Source organism: Nocardioides marmorisolisilvae, from assembly GCF_003725775.1.
GTDB classification, from domain to species: Bacteria; Actinomycetota; Actinomycetes; order Propionibacteriales; family Nocardioidaceae; genus Marmoricola; species Marmoricola marmorisolisilvae.
In genome coordinates, this window is record NZ_RJSG01000001.1 from 262 (window position 1) to 18640 (window position 18379).

The window sequence follows — 18379 nt, forward strand, 5'->3', positions numbered from 1 at the left end:
CGGGATCCCGCTCTCCGGCATCCCGCTCTCCGGGATCAGCATCAACGGTGCGCCGCTCTCCGGCATCCCGCTTTCCGGCATCGAGATCGGGACCACCCCGCTCTCCGGCATCCCGCTCTCGGGCATCGGCACCACGCTGCGCAACACCCTCATCGACTGCACCGCGTTCGACTGCGACGCCCCCGGAGCCACCCTCGGCACCGCGGCCGCCGCCGGCGCGATCAAGGCGGGGGCGAAGATCGGCGACCTGAGCGCCGACCTGCTCAAGCTGATGCGGCTGAGCGACCTGATCGGAGCGACCACGGCCGCGACGGACGACCACCTGCGCAGCGCCCTGGGCAGCCGCACGATGGCCGACCTCACGTCGTGGGGCAACCTCACCCTGGGTGAGCTGCCGCAGCTGTGGCCGTACCTGAAGCTGTCCGACCTCAGCGGTCACCTCGACGGGGTCCGGCTCAGCGACCTGGCCAACCACCTGCGCGAGTTCTCGCCGCAGCAGGTCCGTGACGCCCTCGACGCGGCACACATGACGCTGGCGAGCATCACCGGATGGGACAACGTCACCCTCGGCCAGACCGGCGTGCTGCTGCAGTACCTGCACCTCGGCGACCTGAGCAATGCGCTGAAGGGGCTGCGCCTGGGCGACCTGGCCGACGCCATCCAGAAGCCGGGCGGCGGCACCTACTCCGCCGACGACCTGCGGACCGCGCTCAGCCAGGCCATGCCGAACAAGTCGTTCAGCGACCTGACCGACCTCGGCGACCTGACGCTCGGCGAGCTCGGCAAGTACGGCAACACCACGCTGGGCCAGCTGCTCACCGCGATGGCGGGGAGCTCGGAGCTCGACCAGATCACCTTCGGTGACCTGCTGCTGACCCTGATGAACCCGAAGCAGTACCCGTGGGAGTCGCTCGACTTCGGGTCCGTGAGCGCCCAGGCGCTGGACGACGACCCGATCGGCTCGCCGCTGACGCTGGCCTACCGCGCCGACGCTCCCGACGGCCTGCCGCGCACGGTCCGGGTGACCGTGCAGCTCCCCCACGGCGCGAAGATCGACACCGGTTCGATCAACGGCACGTCGTACGGCGACGCCTCGGAGCTGAAGCCGGACATCGACGGTGACGTGGCCACCTGGACGTTCACCAACGTCCCGGCGAACGCTCCGCAGTCGCTCACCTTCGACATGCAGGCGCCGCTGAACATCGGCCCGGCGCAGGTCAAGGCCACCGCCTTCCTGCCCGCGGACGACGAGACCAGCAGCGACACCGCCTCGACGGTGGTCAAGGAGGCGATCGAGCCGAACGACACGATCGCCAACGCGACCACCCTGCCGGACGACACCATCGAGCTGTCGCACATCTCCTCGGCCGACGACGTCGACGTCTACAAGTTCAGCGTGACGCAGCCCGGAACCCGGGTCTCGATCAGCCTGAGCAACCTCGACGCCGACCTGGACATGGTGCTGTACTCGCCGTCCGTCGGCAGCGTCCAACCGACCGCGGGCAAGAAGCTCGACCCGGTCGACGACGGTTCCGGCTCCGGACTGCCCGGCAAGGACCAGGCCGGCACCTACACCCCGCAGCCGTCGGTCGGTAACGAGGTGAAGCGGCCCTCCGACCTCGGCAACCTCGCCGTGGTCCAGGGTTCCTTCAACCGCGGACGCACCAACGAGCAGATCGACACCCGGGTGCTGACCCGGACCGGCACCTACTACCTGGCCGTGACCGGGTACAACGCCGCGGTCGACTCGCAGCCCTACGCGCTGCGGCTCAAGCGGTTCGTGAACACCGAGCAGCCGGCCTGCCCGGTCCGCACGGTCACCGCCGGGACCCAGGGCACCCTGCTGCCGCAGACCCTGCCCACCGGCACCGACACGGTGTTCGTGGTCAACCGCTCGCGGATGGCCGGCCTGTACGGCGACGACGCCGCGAACACCCTGATGGACCAGCTGACCGGATTCACCAGCTGGCTCAACGACAGCGGACTGCAGAAGGCCTCGGTGCTCACCGTCGACGCCGACCCCGGGGTCCGGGCCGCGTACGCCGCCTGGGACGCCAGCCCGTGCGTGCCGTCCGGCGCCAACGGGGTGGTCAGCGAGATCGCCCGGGTGCTGAACGGCTACCGCTCGGCCGGTGCCGACCTGAAGAACGTGGTCCTGGTCGGCGGTGACGACGCCGTCCCGTTCGCCCGGGTGCCGGACCGCACCGAGGTGGCCAACGAGTCCGGCTACGCCTCGACCTTCAGCGACTCCGGCAACGCGCTGTACGCGACCTTCGCGACCAGCAACGTCCAGACCGACAACGCCTACGTCGACCGTTCGCCGTACGCGTTCGGTGACCGCACGCTGTACGTCCCGGACACCACGATCGGCCGTCTGGTCGAGTCGCCCGGCGAGATCGGTGACCAGCTCACCGACTTCGAGACCGCCAACGGCAAGCTCGCGGTCGGGACCGGCCTGGTCACCGGGTACGACTTCCTCTCCGACGGTGCCCAGGGCATCGACGCCTCGGTGAAGAAGACCTACGGCTCGGTCTCGGAGAAGATCTCCGACACCTGGACGAGGCAGGACCTCGAGGACGCGATCCACGCGATCAAGCCCGACCTGCTCTCGATCAACGCCCACTTCGACCACTACCGCGCGCTGCCGGCCGCCGGCAACGCCACGCATGACGAGTCCGACCTGTTCCAGGCGGCCGCGGTGCGCGGTGCCCTGAACGGCGACCTGGCCGGCTCGGTGGTGTTCTCGATGGGCTGCCACAGCGGCCTCTCGGCCAGCGACAAGCTGCTCAGCGGCGACCGGGCCCTGGACTTCGCCCAGGCCGTCTCCAGCCAGGGCGGCGTGTTCGTCGGCAACACCGGCTTCGGGTACGGCGACACCGACACGGTGGCGCTCTCCGAGCAGCTGATGGGTGACTTCGCCCAGCGGCTGAACGGCAGCATGTCGGTCGGCGAGGCACTGCTCTACGCCAAGAACGCCTACTTCTCCGGCCTCGCGGAGTACACGCCGTACGACGAGAAGGTGCTGCAGGAGACGACCTTCTACGGCCTGCCGTTCTACCGGCTCGACGTCGCGAACCCGCCGGCGAACCCGGCCCCGGTCTCGGCGACGATCACCCCGGACGCGACCACCGGGCTCAGCGTGGCCACGACGCACCTCGCGCCGACCTACGCCAACCGGACCGCGGACAACGGCACCACCTACACCGCCGCGGTCGACCCGACCACCGGCGAGGACAGCCTGACCACGGTGCAGAACCGCCCGGTCGAGCCGAAGGTGGACACCGAGTACGCGCTTCCCGCCGGCCTCGCCGCGCACGACGCCCTCGTGCTGGGCCTGACCAGCGTGGACACGCCGAACACCGACCCGTACGTGTTCCAGCCGACCGTGGACAGCTCGGGCGAGCGCGTCGACATCGGGGTGGACACGGCGTTCCCGACGCGGGCCGTCCGGGTGAACTCCGGGCTGTCGCCGGCCGGCGAGACGTTCCACGTCGCCGCGACCACCGGCTACTTCCGGACCACCGCGGCGGACGGCAAGGGCCTCCAGCGGACGTACCGGTCCATGGACGTGCAGACGTACCTGCCGTCCGCGGGCAACGACGACTGGATCGCTCCGACGTTCTCGCAGGTCACCGGCCAGGTCCACGACGGCGTGGTCAGCATCTCGGCCCACGTGCTCGACGACCGCGGGGACGCCTCCCGGGTCAAGCGGGTCCGGTTGCTGCTGCTGGAGGACCCGCGTTCGGGGGTCAGCACGGTGTGGCGCGGTCTGGACCTGGTCCGCACGGCGGGCTCGGACGAGTGGACCGGCTCGCTGACCACCACCGGACGGAACCTGGAGTTCGTGCTGCAGGCGGTCGACGCCGCCGGCAACGTCGGGGTGACCAACGACAAGGCGCAGAACTTCAACGACGACGGCGTGGTCATCGGCGGGACCGGTGACGGCGACCCGACCCCGGTGGGCGACCTGCAGGTCACCCTCTCCGGCACCCAGGGCGGCGAGAACTGGTACACCGGTCCGGTCACCGTGACCGCGACCGGCGGCACCAAGCTGGTCTACGAGGTGGTCGGCGAGAGCGACCCGACCGGCTACCAGGAGCCGTTCAAGCTGACCGACACCGGACTGCACACCGTCCGGGTCACCAGCGGCGACGGCCAGACGCAGACCGTCACGGTGCCGATCGACCGGGTCGGGCCGGTGGCCCAGATCGCGAGCCCGGCGCCGGGTCAGAACCTCCCGGTCGTGCCTGGCGCGCTGATCAGCTACAGCTGCCCCGACGCAGGCTCGGGTGGCACCACCTGCACCGCGACGGTGGACAGCTCGCCGATCCCGGTGGCCAGCGGAACCACGATGCTGCTGGCACCCGGTACGCACAGCGTCACCGTGTACGCCGGCCCCGACCGTGCCGGAAACCCGGCCAGCGTGCCGACGGCGACCCGCACCTTCACGGTGCTGGGAGCCCCGGCGACGGTCGGCACCATCGGGGTCAGCAAGGCCCAGGACGGAGCGGTCACGACCCTGACGGTGCCGTTCACCGGGTACTCGGTGCTCGACTACTCCGGGACGGTCGCCTGGGGCGACGGCGGCTCGACGAACTGCGCGATGGCCGGTTCGGGCTGCACGATCACCCGGAACGGCTCGGGCGGCGGCGTGCTGACGGTGACCCACACCTACAACACGGCGTGGGTGGACACCACGGCGACGGTGACGGTGGTCGACAACCTGGGCCAGACGGCCTCGGCGACGGTGAAGGTCAACAAGAAGACCGTCCTCACCGCCACCGCGGCACTGCTCCAGCTGAAGATCAGCACCAACGTGGTCGAGCTCAAGAGCGGCGCCATCTCGGCAACGCTCAAGGACGCCAGCGGCAATCCGCTGGCCGGCCAGACGATCAAGTTCACGCTCCCGAGCGGGACCTCGATCTGCACCGCGACGACCAACAGCTCCGGTGTGGCCGCCTGCCCGACCAACCTGCTGTACACCCTGGCGATGGTCCTGGCCGGGAAGTACTACGCGACCTTCCCGGGCAAGGACGCCTGGCACGGGTCGTCGGCCTCGGCCAGCCTGATCGGCTAGCCCGGGTCAGCAGCTCAGAGCGGAATGGGCAGCGCTGGGAGTCGGACGACTCCCAGCGCTGCCAGCTCGGTGTCCGCCTCCTTCGCCAGGGCGCGGTCCCGGGTCAGCTCGGCCAGCCCGTGCAGCGAGATGGTCCGCTCGAACCGGACGTCGGCCTTCTCGGCCAGCGTGATCGCCTCGCGCGCGTGGGCGACCGCGTCCTCGTCCCGTTCGGTCTGCCGGGCCAGCCAGCTGCGCAGGCGGGCGACGAACGCGTCCGAACCGGGGAAGCCGCCGCCGGCGACGACCAGCTCAGCGACCTCGTCGAGCGCGGCGGCCGCGAGCTCGGTGTGCCCGCCCAGCAGCAGGCCCTCCACGATCCGGATCCGGGTCTCGACGACGAACAGCTCCGACTTGATCTCGGTCAGCTTCTCCAGGGCCCGCTGCAGCGCGGCCAGGCCGGCCGCGTTCTGCCCGTCCCGCACCAGGGCGCGTCCCAGATTGGCCTCGGCCAGTCCGCAGCCGAGCGGGTAGCCGGCGGCGCTCCAGGTCTCGATCGCCTGCTCGAAGAGCAGCACCGCCTCGTCGGTGCGCCCCTGGTCGGAGAGGATCTCGCCGGCGTTGTTGCGCGCCATCGCGAGCAACGAGCGGTCGCCGCAGCGCTGGTAGCGGTCGGCGGCGTCCTGGTAGTGCTCCGAGGCGGCGTTCCAGTCGCCGGAGAAGTACTGCGCGACGCCGAGGTTGTTCAGGGCGGTGCCCTGGTAGAGGACGTTGCCGGTCTCGGTGAACAGCTCGAGGGCGCGCTCGCCGTAGCTCACGTCGGAGACGTCGCCGGCGTGGGTGAGGGCGGTCTGCAGCACCAGGCTGGCGTGGGCCTCGGCGTCCTTGTCGCCACCCCGCACGGCGTGCTCGATGCCGAGCCGGGCCAGGTCCGCCTGGTCCTCGGTGCGTCCCATCCGGTGCATCACGCCAGCGGCGGCGACCAGCAGCGGGGCGTCGAGCCACGGCTCGTCGGTGGCCGCGACCAGGTCCCGACCGCGGTCGTACCAGCGCAGCGCGGCGGAGTACTTGCCGGCCCGCTCACGCAGCACCCCGCGTTTGCGCAGCAGCCGGGCACCGCGGACCGGGTCGTCGCCCACGAGCCTGGAAGCGGCCTTGTAGGCCACGTCGGCCTCGGGGTAGTCGGCCGAGCGCTCCATCACGTCACCGCGGGCCTCGGAGACCCGGGCCACGACGTACGGGGTCAGACCGCGGACCCACCGGCGCACCTTGAGCGCGCGCTCGTAGGCGACCGCGGCCTCGGAGACGGCGAGCTGCTCCCAGGCCCGGTCCCCCGCCGCGACCGAGTAGCGCCAGGTGCGCTCGTAGTCGCCCGCGCGGAAGAAGTGCTCGGCCAGCAGCGCCACGTCGCTGGCCTGGCTGCTCGCCTCGATCAGCTCGCCGACCCGCTGGTGCAGCCGTCCCCGGCGTCCGAACGGCAGACCTTCGTACGCGACGTCGCGGTAGAGCACGTGCCGGAACCGGACGTGGTGCTCGCCGTCGCGCTCGACCAGGTCGCCCAGACCGTCCCAGATGTGCGGGTCCGAGGCACGCTGACCGGTGCTGGTCAGCACGAGGTCGAGCAGCTCGGTGTCGAAGCGGGCTCCTACCACCGCCGCGTAGCGCAGCAGCGTACGGTCCACGGCACCGAGGCGGTCGAGGCGTTCTGCCACGATCCGCTCGACGGACTCGGGCAGGTCCTCGGTCGCGACACCGTCGCGGACCGCCTGCATCAGCTCGAGCACGAACAGCGGGTTGCCGCCCGCACGGTCGGCGACCGCGGAGAGTGCGTTGGCCCGGTGCTCGTCGCCGGCGTCGTGGTGCAGGGCGGCCGCGGCCAGCGCGACGGCGGCCGCCTCGTCGAGCGGCTCCAGGTTCATCCGGCGCACCGTCTCGACGCCGGTGAGCAGTAGCGCGCTGCTCGGCCGGTTCGTGGCGATCAGCAACCAGGGCTGGCCGCTGATCCGCGAGGCCAGAGCGCTGAACAGCGCAGCCGATGCCGGGTCGGCGTAGTAGGCGTCCTCGACCAAGAACAGGGTCGGGGTGCCCACCATGACCGTGAGCAGGTCGACGACCGCCTCGTGCGTGCGTGCCAGCACGAAGTCGGTGGCGATCGCGTCGGCCTCCGGCGTCGGCGCGACCTCCGCGTCCAGGGGTGCCGCCAGCAGCGGGAGCATCGGCAGCAGCGTCGGGCGCACCCGGCCGACGGTGCGAGCGAGCAGCTCGCCGGCGCGGGCGGCGGAGGCGCTGTACGGGATTCCGACCAGGCGGCGGAGGACCACCTTGGCGGCGGCGTACGCGGTGTTGGAGTGGTACGGCTGGCACTCGACGTTGACCTGCTGGAAAAGGCGCTCGTCGGTGGCGATCTCGGCGATCAGGCGCGACTTGCCGACGCCGGCCTCGCCGAGGATCTCCACGGCGCACCCGCGACCGTCGGCGACCTGGCCGACCACCGACCGCAGCTCCGCGAGCTCCTGCTCGCGTCCCACCAGCGGCAGGTCGTTGGCCGCCAGCGGGGACTGCAACGTCTCGGTGACGTCGTCGACCACGACCGCGGTGACCGGCTTGCTCTTGCCCTTGACCAGGAACGGCGGCAGCTCGCGCGCGCTGACCCGGGCGCGACTGCGCTGGACCACGTCGGTCGAGACCACCACCTGCCCCGGTTCGGCGTGCGCCATCAGCCGGGCCGACAGGTTCACCGGGTCACCCATCACGGTGTAGGTGTATCGGCTGGCCGAGCCGAGGAACCCGGCGAAGATCCGGCCGCTGTTCACCCCGCCCTTGAGCCGCCTGAGCGGGTCGCCGTGGACGATGTCGACGGCGTAGCGCAGCGCCGACTCGTCGTCGTTCGTGGTCGACACCGGAGCCCCCGCGGTGGCGATGAGCTTGACCCCGTCGGCGATCACGTCGGTGTAGAGGAACTGAACGCTGGTGCCGCTGCGCAGCGCCTGGGCCGATCGGACCAGGGCGTCGAGACCGCGCGCGAACTCCTCGGGGCCGGTCTGCTCGAGCGACGCGTCGGTGCCGAGGACCTCGAGGAAGACGATGCTCGCGATCCGGTGCTCGCCTCCCAACGACGCCAGCGCCGAGACCTCCTCGCGCAGCTTCGGCGCCACCAGCCCGGGCTCACCCGGGACCGGCGCCAGCTCGCGGCCGGTGCGTCGCTGCCGGGGAACCGCGTCCTGGTCCAGCAGCACACCTCCGGCCGTCTTCTTCGATCGCCAGTGCTCGGGCAGCAGGTCCGCGAGCTCCTTGCTCACCAGCACCTGGCCGGCCTCGGCCGCCGACTCGAGCTCCACGGTTCGCGAGACCGGAGCGCCGAGCAGGACCAGCTCGCGCCACTCCGGTTCCCCGACCAGGAACAGGTCGAAGTCGCCGTGGTGCGCGCCCACGGACATCTTCAGGCCGAGCTTGGCGAAGCGCGGCTTGCCGATCGCCGCCTGCATCCGGACCGACGCGCGGGCGCTGCGCTCGGCACCGTCGTCGCCCTCGAACCAGATGAGCAGCGCATCCCCGCCGAACTTCAGGACGTCACCGCCCTCGCTGCCGGCGATCGAGATGAGAGTGTCGAAGCAGCCGTTGACGATCTCGGTCAGCCGCTCGGCGCCCTCCTTGCCGAGCGAGGCGAGCCGCTCCGACATCGCGGTGAAGCCGGAGAGATCCGCCGAGACCAGGCTGCCGGTGCGACGGCGGTGCAGCTCGTCGGGCGCCTCGGCCAGCCAGGACGCGGACAGCGCCGGTGCCAGGGCAGCGAACTGCGCCCCGTCCATCCGCACCCCCGCGCTCACCGGGCCAGTCTGCCTTCCGGGACCGGGGGTTTCCCGAACGCGCGTTCGGGTGGTCTAGCGCACGCGGGGCAGTCTCACCAGGTGCACTTCGCCTTGTACGTCGCCTGGGCCGGGCCGTTGGTGGCCAGCGCGTTGCCGACCAGCCGGATGACCGCCGGGTCGCTGGGCATCTGGGTGTGCGAGGCGGTGTCGGCCGGGCAGTCGTCCTGGAGCTTGATGTTGGTGGTGCTCGGACCCGACAGGTAGCCCGAGGTGTACGGCGTGACGACCTTGTCGTACGACGTGACGATGTTGGTGTAGCTGACCGTGCCGGGCGTCTCGTCGGTGGCGTTCAGGCTGGCCAGGAACGAGGACCCGGACATCAGCTGGCTGCAGGCGACGCACGTCGGGTAGCCGACCATCTTCGCGGTGACCCCGGTGTTGGTGGTGCCGTGGTTGGCCGCAGAGATGCTGATCATGTCGTTGACCTTGGCGGCGCCGCCGAGGTTCTTCAGGTAGTACCGCGGCATCGTGCCGCCCTGGGAGTGCCCCACGATCGAGACCTTGGTGGCGCCGGTCGAGGCGAGCACCTTGTCCACGAACGTCTTCAGCTCACCGGCCGAGGTGACCATCGAGGCGGTGGCCTGGCTGCCGTAGTTCAGCGCGTAGACGCAGTACCCGGCGTTGACCAGGGCCGGGCCCATCGTGTTCCACACGGTCATGTCCCCGTAGGTGCCGTGCACCATCACGACCGGGTTCGGGTGCGCGGCGTTGGCCTTGCAGCTCCAGTTGTTGGTGCCGGTCGGCGAGACGGTGGATGCGGCCGCCTGGGCCGATCCGGTACCGAACGGGCTGAGCAAGGCACTCAGAGCAAGAACGGCGGTGACAGTGACGGCGAAACGCGAAGTGCGCATGGAACCCTCCCCCTAGGCAGGATTCCATTTTATACCGTTATGTCCGTTTTGCCCCTTTTGTCTAGACCACTGTTATGCCCTGGTCTAGATGCCGTTGAACAGGTCCGTCTCCAGGCCTTTGTCGTCGTACGGGGCGGCTTTCTCGCCCTTCGCGATCCGGTAGAACTCGTACCCCCACGCCTGGCTGCCGGCGTTGTTCGACAGCGCGAAGAACGGGCCGTCGGTGGTGATCTGGGTGGCGTGCGCAGCGAGCGCCTTCATCTTCTGCTCGTGGAACTCGGTGCCGTCGACCATCGCGGCGAGGTTGTCGTCGGAGGTCACGAACGGCGGCAGCTGGCCTTCGGGGTCCATCCCCTCGAAGGTGGTCTCGTCGCCGGCCGCACGCATCGCGCGCAGCCCCTCGCGCATCCACGACTCCGACATCGCGACCCAGTAGACCTTCGCGATGTCGTGGGCCTCTCCCAGGTCGTTCCGGTACGACGGCACCGCGGCCAGCGCGGCGGCGTAGGTCGCGACCCGGTGCGCCTGGATGTGGTCGGGGTGCCCGTAGTTGCCGAACTGGTCGTAGGTGACCAACACCTGCGGCCGGACCTCACGGATCACCGCGACCAGGTCGTCGGCGGCCTCGGTCAGGTCGGCGTTCCAGAAGGCGTTGTCGTGGATGGTGTCCGCGGCGATCGCGTGGCCGTCCTCGTGCCACTGCATCCCCGAGTCGCGGTACTTGCCGAAGCCCCCCAGGAAGCGGTGGTCGGTGACACCGATCTCCGCCATCGCGTTGGTCAGCTCGAGCTTGCGCTGGTCGGCGAGCTTGTCGTCCTGGTCGTGCGCCAGGTGCTCCAGCTCGGGCACCAGGACCTCGCCCATCTCCCCCGCGGTGCAGGTGATCAGGGTGACGCCGATCCCGGCGGCGACGTACTTCGCCATGGTGGCGGCGTTGTTGATGCTCTCGTCGTCGGGGTGGGCGTGCACGAAGAGGGCGTGCTTGGCGGAACCGGTCATGGTCCGAGGTTAGAGGGTGCCGAGGACACCCAGGAACGGGCGGTCTGCCGGCAGCCAGTCGACCGCGTCGAGCTCGGCGTGGGACAACCACCGGATCGCGTCGTGCTCCCCCGGCCGCGGGATCGGTTCGCCGCCGACCAGGAGCGCGCGTGCGACGCGCAGCGCCAGGTCCGGACGGATCTCGACCTCGCCCTCCAACCAGCCGGTGACCTCGATGCCGCAGCCGAGCTCCTCGGCGATCTCGCGGACCGCCGCGTCCTCGGGCGCCTCCCCCGGCTCGACCTTGCCGCCGGGGAACTCCCACCCGCCGCCGGACCGCCGCGCGGCGAGCACGCGTCCGCTCCGGACGATCGCGACGCCGACGACGAGGGTCATCGAGGCTGCAGCGCCAGCTGCCGGGACTGCGCGACCAGCCGGCCGCCTGCGTCCCACACGTCGCAGTCCTCCTCGAACAGCCCGCCGGCCACCGTCCGGGTCTGGTGCCGCACGATCGCCCAGCCCGGCGCAGGACGGGCGCGGACGTGTGCGGTCAGCTCGAGCGTCGGAGCCCAGCCGGGCATGCCGAGGTCGAAGGTCACCGGCGGCAGGGCGTCGACGACCACCAGCAGGGCGATCGGGTCCAGCGGTCGGTCGTCGGCGAGCTTGAACCAGCCCTGGATCAATCCGCGTCGGCTCGGGTTCCCGTCGCGCCAGGCCGCGGTCGGCGGGTCGAACCGGGTGCCGAACCGGTCCAGCAGCGGGGCGATCTTCTTGAAGTCCTCGGGCGCATCCTGGGAGTCCAGGCAGTCCTCGGGCGCAGGCAGCACCGGCGGCTCCAGAGCCAGACCGAGGGAGGCGGCTTCGGCGTCCGAGCGCTCGTCGTGCGCGGTGTCGAGGTTGCCGAACGTCGAGTGCGTGGCGATCCGCGGCACCAACGCGCCGTCGACCTCCTGGCTCAGCGTCGCCCGCACCGTCGAGAACCGACCGCCCGAGCGGACCAACTCGCAGGTCACGACGGCCGGCCCGGGCGAAGCGGGGGTGACGAAGTGCGAGGTCACCGAGAACGGGTCGACGTGCTGCTTCTCGGGAACGAGCGCACCGAGCTCAGCCGCGACCGCGTTGGCCAGGGTCGCGAGGACGTAACCACCGTTGACCCCACCGCCGACCACCCAGCCCGGGGCCAGCTCCGCGGCGTACCGGCCGTCGCCCAGCGAGGTGACAGCGGTGTCCCGGTCGAGCTCGTACGTCATGCGCCGAGGCTACGGCTGCGGCTGGACGACCACGCACCGGGTGCCCGAGTAGATCGTCGGCATGCACTGGTTGCAGTGGATGCAGATCCCGTCGCTGGTCTCACCACGCTGCATCCGGTTCACCAGGTCGGGCTCGCGCAGCAGAGCGCGACCCATCGCGACGAAGTCGAAGCCCTCGGCCATTGCGCGGTCCAGGGTGGCCAGGTTGTTGATGCCGCCGAGCATGATCAACGGCATCGAGAGACCCTCGCGGAAGGCCAGCGCCTTCTCCCGCAGGAACGCCTCCTCGAACGGGTAGGCCTTGAAGAACCGCTTGCCCACCGGGGTCTTCAGGCCGAGACGCACCGCAGCCGGCATGGTCGCGGCGAACTCCTTGAGCGGCACGTCGCCGCGGAACAGGTACATCGGGTTGAGCAACGAGCTGCCGGCCGAGAGCTCGAGTGCGTCGAGGTGGCCGTCGGCCTCCAGCAGCTGGGCGAACTCCAACGTCTCCGGCATCGAGAACCCGACGGGCGAGCCCTCGGTCATGCCGATCTTCGCGGTGACCGCGACCGCGTCGCCGACCTCCTCGCGGACGACCCGGGCGACGTCGCGGGCGAACTTCGCACGGTTGGTCAGCGACCCGCCCCAACCGTCCTTACGCCGGTTCTGACCCGGGGCGAGGAACGACGAGAGCAGGTAGCCGTGCGCCATGTGGATCTCGAGCACGTCGAAGCCGGTCTCGACCATGATCCGCGCGGTGCGCACGTAGTCCTTCGTGATGCGCGCGATGTCGGCGGCGGTGGCCGAGCCGATCATCTGCATCGACAGCGGGGACGGCATCTTCGAGGCGGCCAGCGCCTTCACGCCGTTCGACCGGCCGTTGGCGACGGGGCCGGCGTGGCCGAGCTGGCCGGCGATCTTCGCGCCGGTCTCGTGGATCTTCTCGGTCAGCCGCGCCAGGCCGGGGGCCGACTCGTCGTTGACGACGATGACCTCCTTCTGGGTGCGGCCCTCCGGCGCCACCGCCAGGTAGGCGACCGTGGTCAGGCCGACGCCGCCGCGCGCCGGCGCGAGGTGGTAGTCGATGAGCTCGTCGGTGACCAGCCCGTACGGCGTCCGGCCCTCGAAGGTCGCGGCCTTGACGGTGCGGTTGCGCAGGGTGACCGGGCCGAGCATCGCCGGCTCGAAGACGTTGGGGACCGCGGGGTTCGCCATGCCCGGACGGTAACACCAAACGAGACGCTGCGTCTCGTTTGGTCTAGGCTGCGGACGTGACCGAAGCACCGCGCCGACGCAGCGAGCGCGCCCGGGTGGCGATCCTGGACGCGACCAACGAGCTGCTGCACGCTCACGGCCTCGAGCAGCTCAGCATCGAGGCGGTGGCCGCCCGGGCCGGCGTGGGCAAGCAGACGATCTACCGGTGGTGGCCGAACCGGGCCGTGCTGGTGGCGGACGCCCTGCTGGAGCGCGACGATCTCGGACCAGCGGCTCCGGCCGACACCGGCGACGTGTTCGCCGACCTCGGCCGCTGGGCCGGCCACCTCGCCGCCTCGCTCGGTTCGCCACGCGGCGCGGCAACGCTGCGGATGCTGACCGCCGCGGCCACCGACGACGAGGAGACCTCGCGGCGGCTGCACGAGAAGTTCAGCGGCCCGCTGCAGGAACAGGCGAACGCGCGGCTGGCAGCGGCGTCCGATCTCCCGGCCACCGCAGCCCAGCGACGCAACGCGGTCGACGCGATCATCGGCTTCATGGTCTTCCGGGTGCTGGCGCACCAACAGCTCACCCGGCGAGGCGCGACCGAGATGGCCCGCTCAGTTCTGCGTGGCCTCCAGGCTGGGTGACCAGGTCGGGGTGATGAACACCCCGTCGGCCTCCAGGGCGATCCCGTCGGAGCCGGTGATGCTCGCCTCGACGAACACCTTGCGGCCCTCCTCGCGAGCCACCCGCCCCTCGACGCGGATCGGCCCGAGCGGCAGCGGGTTGCGGTAGCGCAGGGTCAGCGTGCCGGTGAAGGTCGGCCGGCTCATCTGGCTCGCGGTGACGCCCATCAGGTGGTCGAGCAGCAGGGCGCTGACTCCCCCGTGCACGTGACCCGGAGGACCTTCGTACGCCGCCCCGAGCACCAGGTCGGCGTACGTGCTGCCGTCAGGGTTGGTCTTCAGGTCGATCGGCGGGGCGATCGCGTTGCGCTCCCCGCTGCCGGCGTTCCCCCAGTTCCAGGACCGGCCGGCGCCGTTGTAGTTCACGCCGCTGTGATCGGTCTCGACCGAGGCGCTGAGCTTCGCAGTGACCTCGCGGACGGCCGCGAGCGCTTCGGCGACCACGTCGTCGTCGGCGTTGGACAGGATCGTGGCGGCGACCAGCTCGCGGACCGCCTCGGTCAGCGGCACGTACCGCGCCTCGAGCGCGTCGACCTCCTCCGTGCTGAGGTCGACCTGCCGGAACACCATCTCGCCCATCTGCCACCTCTTCGCCTTACGAGACGCAGCGTCTCGTCCGGGAAGGATATCGGGCGCGGCCGGGGCCGGTGCGCGGAGTGTGACGAATTCCTTACAGGCGGACATTAGATGGCTTTTCCTCCGCCGATGCGGTGGGATGAGGCTATGAATCTCCGCACCCGGGTGATCTCCGCCCTCGTCGTCCTGTCCACCTCCGCAGCCCTGACCGGGTGCGGCTCGAGCGACGACGACAAGACGTCGGCCCCCAAGAGCGAGACGCTCACGGTCTACGCCGCCGCCTCCCTGACCGGCGTGTTCACCGACCTCGGCAAGAAGTTCGAGGCCGACCACCCCGGCGTGAAGGTGACGTTCAGCTTCGGCGGCTCCTCCGATCTGGTCACCCAGATCCAGCAGGGCGCCCCGGCCGACGTCTTCGCGTCCGCCGACACCAAGAACATGGACAAGCTGACCGCGGACGGGCTCCAGGGCGACGCTCCGGAGAACTTCGCCTCCAACACCCTCGAGATCGTCACCCCGCCGGACAACCCGGCCAAGATCGACTCGCTCGACGACCTGGCCAAGAAGGGAGTCGCGCTGGTCATCTGCGCCCCCGAGGTCCCGTGCGGCAGCGCCGCGCAGAAGGTCGAGGAGGGCGCGAAGCTCACCTTCAAGCCGGTCAGCGAGGAGCAGTCCGTCAAGGACGTGCTCGCCAAGGTGACCTCGGGCGAGGCGGACGCCGGCCTGGTCTACGTCACCGACGTGAAGGCCGCCGGTGACGCGGTCAACGGCGTGACGTTCCCGGAGGCCGCGTCGGCGGTGAACACCTACCCGATCGCGACCCTGAAGGACAGCAAGCACGCAGCACTGGCCAAGGCGTTCGTCGAGCTGGTGCTCGGCACGGTCGGGCAGGAAGCCCTCGCTGGGGCGGGCTTCGCGAAGCCCTGACCTGATACAACGCCTTCCATGGGGAGGACACGCACCGTCGGGCTGCCGGGATGGCTGTACGTCCCGGCGCTCGTCGGTGCGGTCTTCGTGCTGCTGCCCCTGGTCGCCATCATCACGAAGGTCGACTGGGCGAACTTCGGCACGCTGATCACCAGCGAGTCGTCCAAGGACGCACTGCTGCTGAGCCTGCGCACCTCCGCGGCCACGACGGTTCTCTGCGTCCTGCTCGGCGTACCGATGGCCCTGGTGCTGGCGCGCACGACCTTCCCGGGGCAGAACGTACTGCGCTCGCTGGTGCTGCTGCCGCTGGTGCTGCCCCCGGTCGTCGGCGGCCTGGCCCTGCTCTACACCTTCGGTCGCAAGGGCCTGCTCGGGCACGCGCTCGAGGTGATGGACATCCGGATCGCGTTCTCCACGATGGCCGTCGTGCTGGCGCAGACCTTCGTCGCCCTGCCGTTCCTGGTGGTCAGCCTCGAGGGCGCGCTGCGCACAGCCGGGCAGCGGTACGAGGTGGTCGCCGCCGGCCTCGGCGCCGGGCCGACCACCGTGTTCCGGCGCGTCACCCTGCCGCTGGTGCTGCCGGGTCTGCTCGCCGGGATGGTGCTCTCCTTCGCCCGCGCCCTGGGTGAGTTCGGGGCGACCATCACCTTCGCGGGCAGCCTCCAGGGCGTCACCCGCACGCTGCCTCTCGAGATCTACCTGCAGCGCGAGGTCGACCCCGACGCTGCCGTGGCGCTCGCTCTGCTCCTGGTGGTGGTGGCGGTCGTGGTGATCGCGCTGGCCCGTCCCGATCGGAGGGAGCCGTGAGCCTGGAGCTGGGAGCACGGGTCGCCGAGCGCGACGTGGACGCCTCCTTCGAGATCAACACCGGCCAGACCGTCGCCCTGCTCGGCGAGAACGGCGCCGGCAAGTCCACGCTGCTCGCGGTCGCCGCCGGGTTGCTCCGACCGGAGAGGGGCCGGGTGGTCCTCGACGGTCAGCCGCTCCTCGACACCGACAACGGCGTGGACCTGCCACCGCACCGTCGTGGCGTCGCGCTGCTCTCCCAGGACCCGCTGCTGTTCCCGCACCTGACCGTGCTCGACAACGTGGCGTTCGGCCCGCGCAGCCGCGGCGTCCCGCGCCGCGACGCCCAGCAGCAGGCCGAGCACTGGCTGAGCCAGGTGGGCGCCCTCGACCTGGCTGGACGCAAGCCGGGTGGGCTCTCGGGAGGACAGGCCCAACGGGTCGCCATCGCCCGCGCACTCGCGGCCGATCCGCGGCTGCTGCTCCTCGACGAGCCGATGGCCTCGCTCGACGTCGAGGTGACCCCGGCACTGCGCCAGACCCTGCGCGGCGTCCTCGCCGACCGGACCGCGGTGATCGTGACCCACGACGTGCTGGACGCCCTGCTGCTGGCTGACCGCGTCGTCGTCCTGGAGAACGGCCGCATCGTCGAGGACGGTGACACCCGGGTGGTGCTGACGCGGCCGCGCAGCCGCTTCGCCGCGCGGCTGGCCGGGGTGAACCTGCTGGCCGGCACCTGGACCGGTGACCACGTCGAGCTCGACGACGGAGGCGTGCTCTTCGGGATGGCGGCCGAGCCGTTGCCGCAGCCGGGCGATCGCGTGGTCGCGACCTTCAAGCCGCACGCCGTCGCGGTCTACCGGGACCTGCCCCAGGGAAGCCCGCGCAACTCGTTCGGCGTCCGGATCGACGAGCTGGAGCCGCTCGGCGACCTGATCCGTCTGCGCACCGAGCAGCTGAGCGCCGACGTCACCCTGCAGGCGGTCGCCGACCTCGACCTGACGCCCGGGACCTGGGCGGCGTTCAGCGTGAAGGCGACCGAGATCGACGTCTACCGATTGGCCTGACCTAGGAGTCGAGGTTCCACGGGTCGATGACCTCGACGCCGAGCTGCTCGAAGTCGGTGACGTTCCGGGTCGCGATCGAGGCACTGTTGATGATCGCTGTCGCCGCGATCATGCCGTCCTCGACCGCCAGGGGACGTCCGATCGAACGCCGGTGCGCGTGCAGGTGCGCGTAGATCCGGGCGGCGGCGCCGTCGTACGGCAGGATGCGGTTCACGTGGTCCCGCAGCGTCGCGTCGATGCTCGCCAGGAACGCGTCCCGGCGTCGCCCCGCAGGAAGCACCAGAGCGCCGCGCCGCAGCTCGCCCACCGTCACGGCGCTCGCCATCGGCTGGGCTTGACGACCCAGCCACGCCAGCACCCCCGCGTCGGGCTCCGGGCGAAAGGCCTCGGAGAGAACGTTGGTGTCGAGGAGGATCAAGGGATCTCGATCTCCCGCGGCAGGCTCCGTTCGGGCAGCTCGAGGTCGACGCCGACGAACTCGGCGCGGAACTCGTCAGCGCTGGCGATCCAGTCGGCGGCGAAGGAGCTCGTACGAACGGCGGCCGCGAGGATCTCGCGCACCTCAGCCTCCATGGACCGGTCGTGGGCGGCCGCACGCTGCTTGAGGAGCCGCTGGACCTCCGGATCCAGATTGCGAACGGTGATGGTGCCCAAGGTCCTCCTCCTCGCTAGCGATGCTGTCAATGCTAGCAACGAGTCCGGAGCGCGACCATCCGCGTCAAACCCACGTGCGGTTCCACCAGACTGCGTGCGTGAAGTCCTTGGCCCTCGGATGCATCCTCGTGCTCGTGCTCTCCGGCTGCGGCGGCGGCGAGAAGAAGAAGCCGGACGCCGACACCTCGATCCCACCGCCCGGCCCGGCCGCGGCGATGGTGCGGGGCACCTTGGAGATGGTCGGCGGACCGGCACCCGGGAAGCCCCAGCCGGTCGGCGGCACGGTGACGATCACCTCGGCGAGTGGGTCGGTCACCAAGGCCACCGTCGACTCGACCGGCAAGTACGCGATCGGGCTGTTCCCCGGCCGCTACACGATCCGCGGCACGAGCCCGCAGATCAACGACGGCAAGACCACCTGTACGACGGAGAAGAAGACGATCACGCTGGTCGCCCTCAAGACCGTTACCGCCGACGTGGTCTGCTCGATCCCCTGACGA

15 protein-coding genes are annotated in these 18379 nt (G+C 70.8%); 6 read left to right on the plus strand and 9 right to left on the minus strand.

Annotated elements, in window-relative coordinates:
* The coding region (locus EFL95_RS00005) for an Ig-like domain-containing protein (protein ID WP_183406959.1) at positions 1 to 5077 on the plus strand (5077 nt) is incomplete at its 5' end.
* A 14-nt stretch (positions 5078 to 5091) separates the two neighbouring features.
* Here EFL95_RS00005 and EFL95_RS00010 read toward each other — a convergent pair.
* The 6 genes from EFL95_RS00010 to EFL95_RS00035 all read right to left on the minus strand — a co-directional run bounded on the left by EFL95_RS00010 (position 5092) and on the right by EFL95_RS00035 (position 13201).
* Complete coding sequence (locus EFL95_RS00010; RefSeq protein WP_148044915.1) at positions 5092 to 8883, minus strand: AAA family ATPase; 3792 nt, start codon at positions 8881 to 8883, stop codon at positions 5092 to 5094.
* Between the two features lie 74 nt (positions 8884 to 8957).
* Positions 8958 to 9776 (minus strand): esterase/lipase family protein, encoded by an 819-nt coding sequence (locus tag EFL95_RS00015; RefSeq protein WP_123232019.1) that lies wholly within the window; start codon positions 9774 to 9776, stop codon positions 8958 to 8960.
* A gap of 84 nt (positions 9777 to 9860) precedes the next feature.
* A complete protein-coding gene (mshB, locus tag EFL95_RS00020) occupies positions 9861 to 10775 on the minus strand; it encodes an N-acetyl-1-D-myo-inositol-2-amino-2-deoxy-alpha-D-glucopyranoside deacetylase (RefSeq protein WP_123232020.1) in 915 nt (304 codons plus the stop codon).
* A 9-nt stretch (positions 10776 to 10784) separates the two neighbouring features.
* Positions 10785 to 11150, minus strand: coding sequence for a (deoxy)nucleoside triphosphate pyrophosphohydrolase (locus EFL95_RS00025; RefSeq protein ID WP_123232021.1), 366 nt, complete (start codon positions 11148 to 11150; stop codon positions 10785 to 10787).
* Entirely contained in the window at positions 11147 to 12004 is an 858-nt protein-coding gene (locus EFL95_RS00030) for a thioesterase family protein (protein WP_123232022.1), read from the minus strand. The genes EFL95_RS00025 and EFL95_RS00030 overlap by 4 nt, the downstream gene beginning before the upstream one ends.
* Before the next feature lie 9 nt (positions 12005 to 12013).
* The gene (locus EFL95_RS00035; protein WP_123232023.1) at positions 12014 to 13201 is read right to left on the minus strand and encodes an oxidoreductase; all 1188 of its coding nucleotides are present in this window, start codon (positions 13199 to 13201) and stop codon (positions 12014 to 12016) included.
* 56 nt (positions 13202 to 13257) lie between these two features.
* On the opposite strand from EFL95_RS00035, the gene EFL95_RS00040 reads away from it, so the two are divergent.
* Positions 13258 to 13830 (plus strand): TetR/AcrR family transcriptional regulator, encoded by a 573-nt coding sequence (locus EFL95_RS00040; RefSeq protein ID WP_123232024.1) that lies wholly within the window; start codon positions 13258 to 13260, stop codon positions 13828 to 13830.
* Here EFL95_RS00040 and EFL95_RS00045 read toward each other — a convergent pair.
* Complete coding sequence (locus EFL95_RS00045) at positions 13801 to 14448, minus strand: PaaI family thioesterase (RefSeq protein ID WP_123232025.1); 648 nt, start codon at positions 14446 to 14448, stop codon at positions 13801 to 13803. The two genes, EFL95_RS00040 and EFL95_RS00045, sit on opposite strands and share 30 nt — an antisense overlap.
* Positions 14449 to 14592: 144 nt before the next feature.
* Here EFL95_RS00045 and modA point away from each other — a divergent pair, with 144 nt between their 5' ends.
* From modA to EFL95_RS00060, 3 genes are read left to right on the plus strand one after another with little or no spacing between them, the layout of a single operon-like run.
* Entirely contained in the window at positions 14593 to 15372 is a 780-nt protein-coding gene (gene modA, locus EFL95_RS00050) for a molybdate ABC transporter substrate-binding protein (RefSeq protein ID WP_123232026.1), read from the plus strand.
* 18 nt (positions 15373 to 15390) lie between these two features.
* Positions 15391 to 16179 carry an ABC transporter permease gene (locus tag EFL95_RS00055; protein WP_123232027.1) on the plus strand — a complete coding sequence of 263 codons (789 nt, stop codon included), beginning with the start codon at positions 15391 to 15393 and terminating at the stop codon, positions 16177 to 16179.
* Entirely contained in the window at positions 16176 to 17225 is a 1050-nt protein-coding gene (locus EFL95_RS00060) for a sulfate/molybdate ABC transporter ATP-binding protein (protein ID WP_123232028.1), read from the plus strand. Before EFL95_RS00055 ends, EFL95_RS00060 begins: the two co-directional genes overlap by 4 nt.
* A gap of 1 nt (position 17226) precedes the next feature.
* Here EFL95_RS00060 and EFL95_RS00065 read toward each other — a convergent pair whose 3' ends face one another.
* Complete coding sequence (locus tag EFL95_RS00065; RefSeq protein WP_123232029.1) at positions 17227 to 17643, minus strand: type II toxin-antitoxin system VapC family toxin; 417 nt, start codon at positions 17641 to 17643, stop codon at positions 17227 to 17229.
* Entirely contained in the window at positions 17640 to 17879 is a 240-nt protein-coding gene (locus tag EFL95_RS00070; protein WP_123232030.1) for a FitA-like ribbon-helix-helix domain-containing protein, read from the minus strand. Before EFL95_RS00070 ends, EFL95_RS00065 begins: the two co-directional genes overlap by 4 nt.
* A 98-nt stretch (positions 17880 to 17977) precedes the next feature.
* Between EFL95_RS00070 and EFL95_RS00075 the strand changes: the two genes are divergently transcribed.
* Positions 17978 to 18376 carry a hypothetical protein gene (locus EFL95_RS00075; RefSeq protein ID WP_148044916.1) on the plus strand — a complete coding sequence of 133 codons (399 nt, stop codon included), beginning with the start codon at positions 17978 to 17980 and terminating at the stop codon, positions 18374 to 18376.
* The last annotated feature ends 3 nt before the right edge of the window (positions 18377 to 18379 follow it).

Coding starts and splice junctions, on each gene's coding strand:
- EFL95_RS00015 (WP_123232019.1), bottom strand. CDS start 9,776: ATGCGCACTTCGCGTTTCGCCGTCACTGTCACCGCCGTTCTTGCTCTG.
- mshB (WP_123232020.1), bottom strand. CDS start 10,775: ATGACCGGTTCCGCCAAGCACGCCCTCTTCGTGCACGCCCACCCCGAC.
- EFL95_RS00025 (WP_123232021.1), bottom strand. CDS start 11,150: ATGACCCTCGTCGTCGGCGTCGCGATCGTCCGGAGCGGACGCGTGCTC.
- EFL95_RS00030 (WP_123232022.1), bottom strand. CDS start 12,004: ATGACGTACGAGCTCGACCGGGACACCGCTGTCACCTCGCTGGGCGAC.
- EFL95_RS00035 (WP_123232023.1), bottom strand. CDS start 13,201: ATGGCGAACCCCGCGGTCCCCAACGTCTTCGAGCCGGCGATGCTCGGC.
- EFL95_RS00045 (WP_123232025.1), bottom strand. CDS start 14,448: ATGGGCGAGATGGTGTTCCGGCAGGTCGACCTCAGCACGGAGGAGGTC.
- modA (WP_123232026.1), top strand. CDS start 14,593: ATGAATCTCCGCACCCGGGTGATCTCCGCCCTCGTCGTCCTGTCCACC.
- EFL95_RS00055 (WP_123232027.1), top strand. CDS start 15,391: ATGGGGAGGACACGCACCGTCGGGCTGCCGGGATGGCTGTACGTCCCG.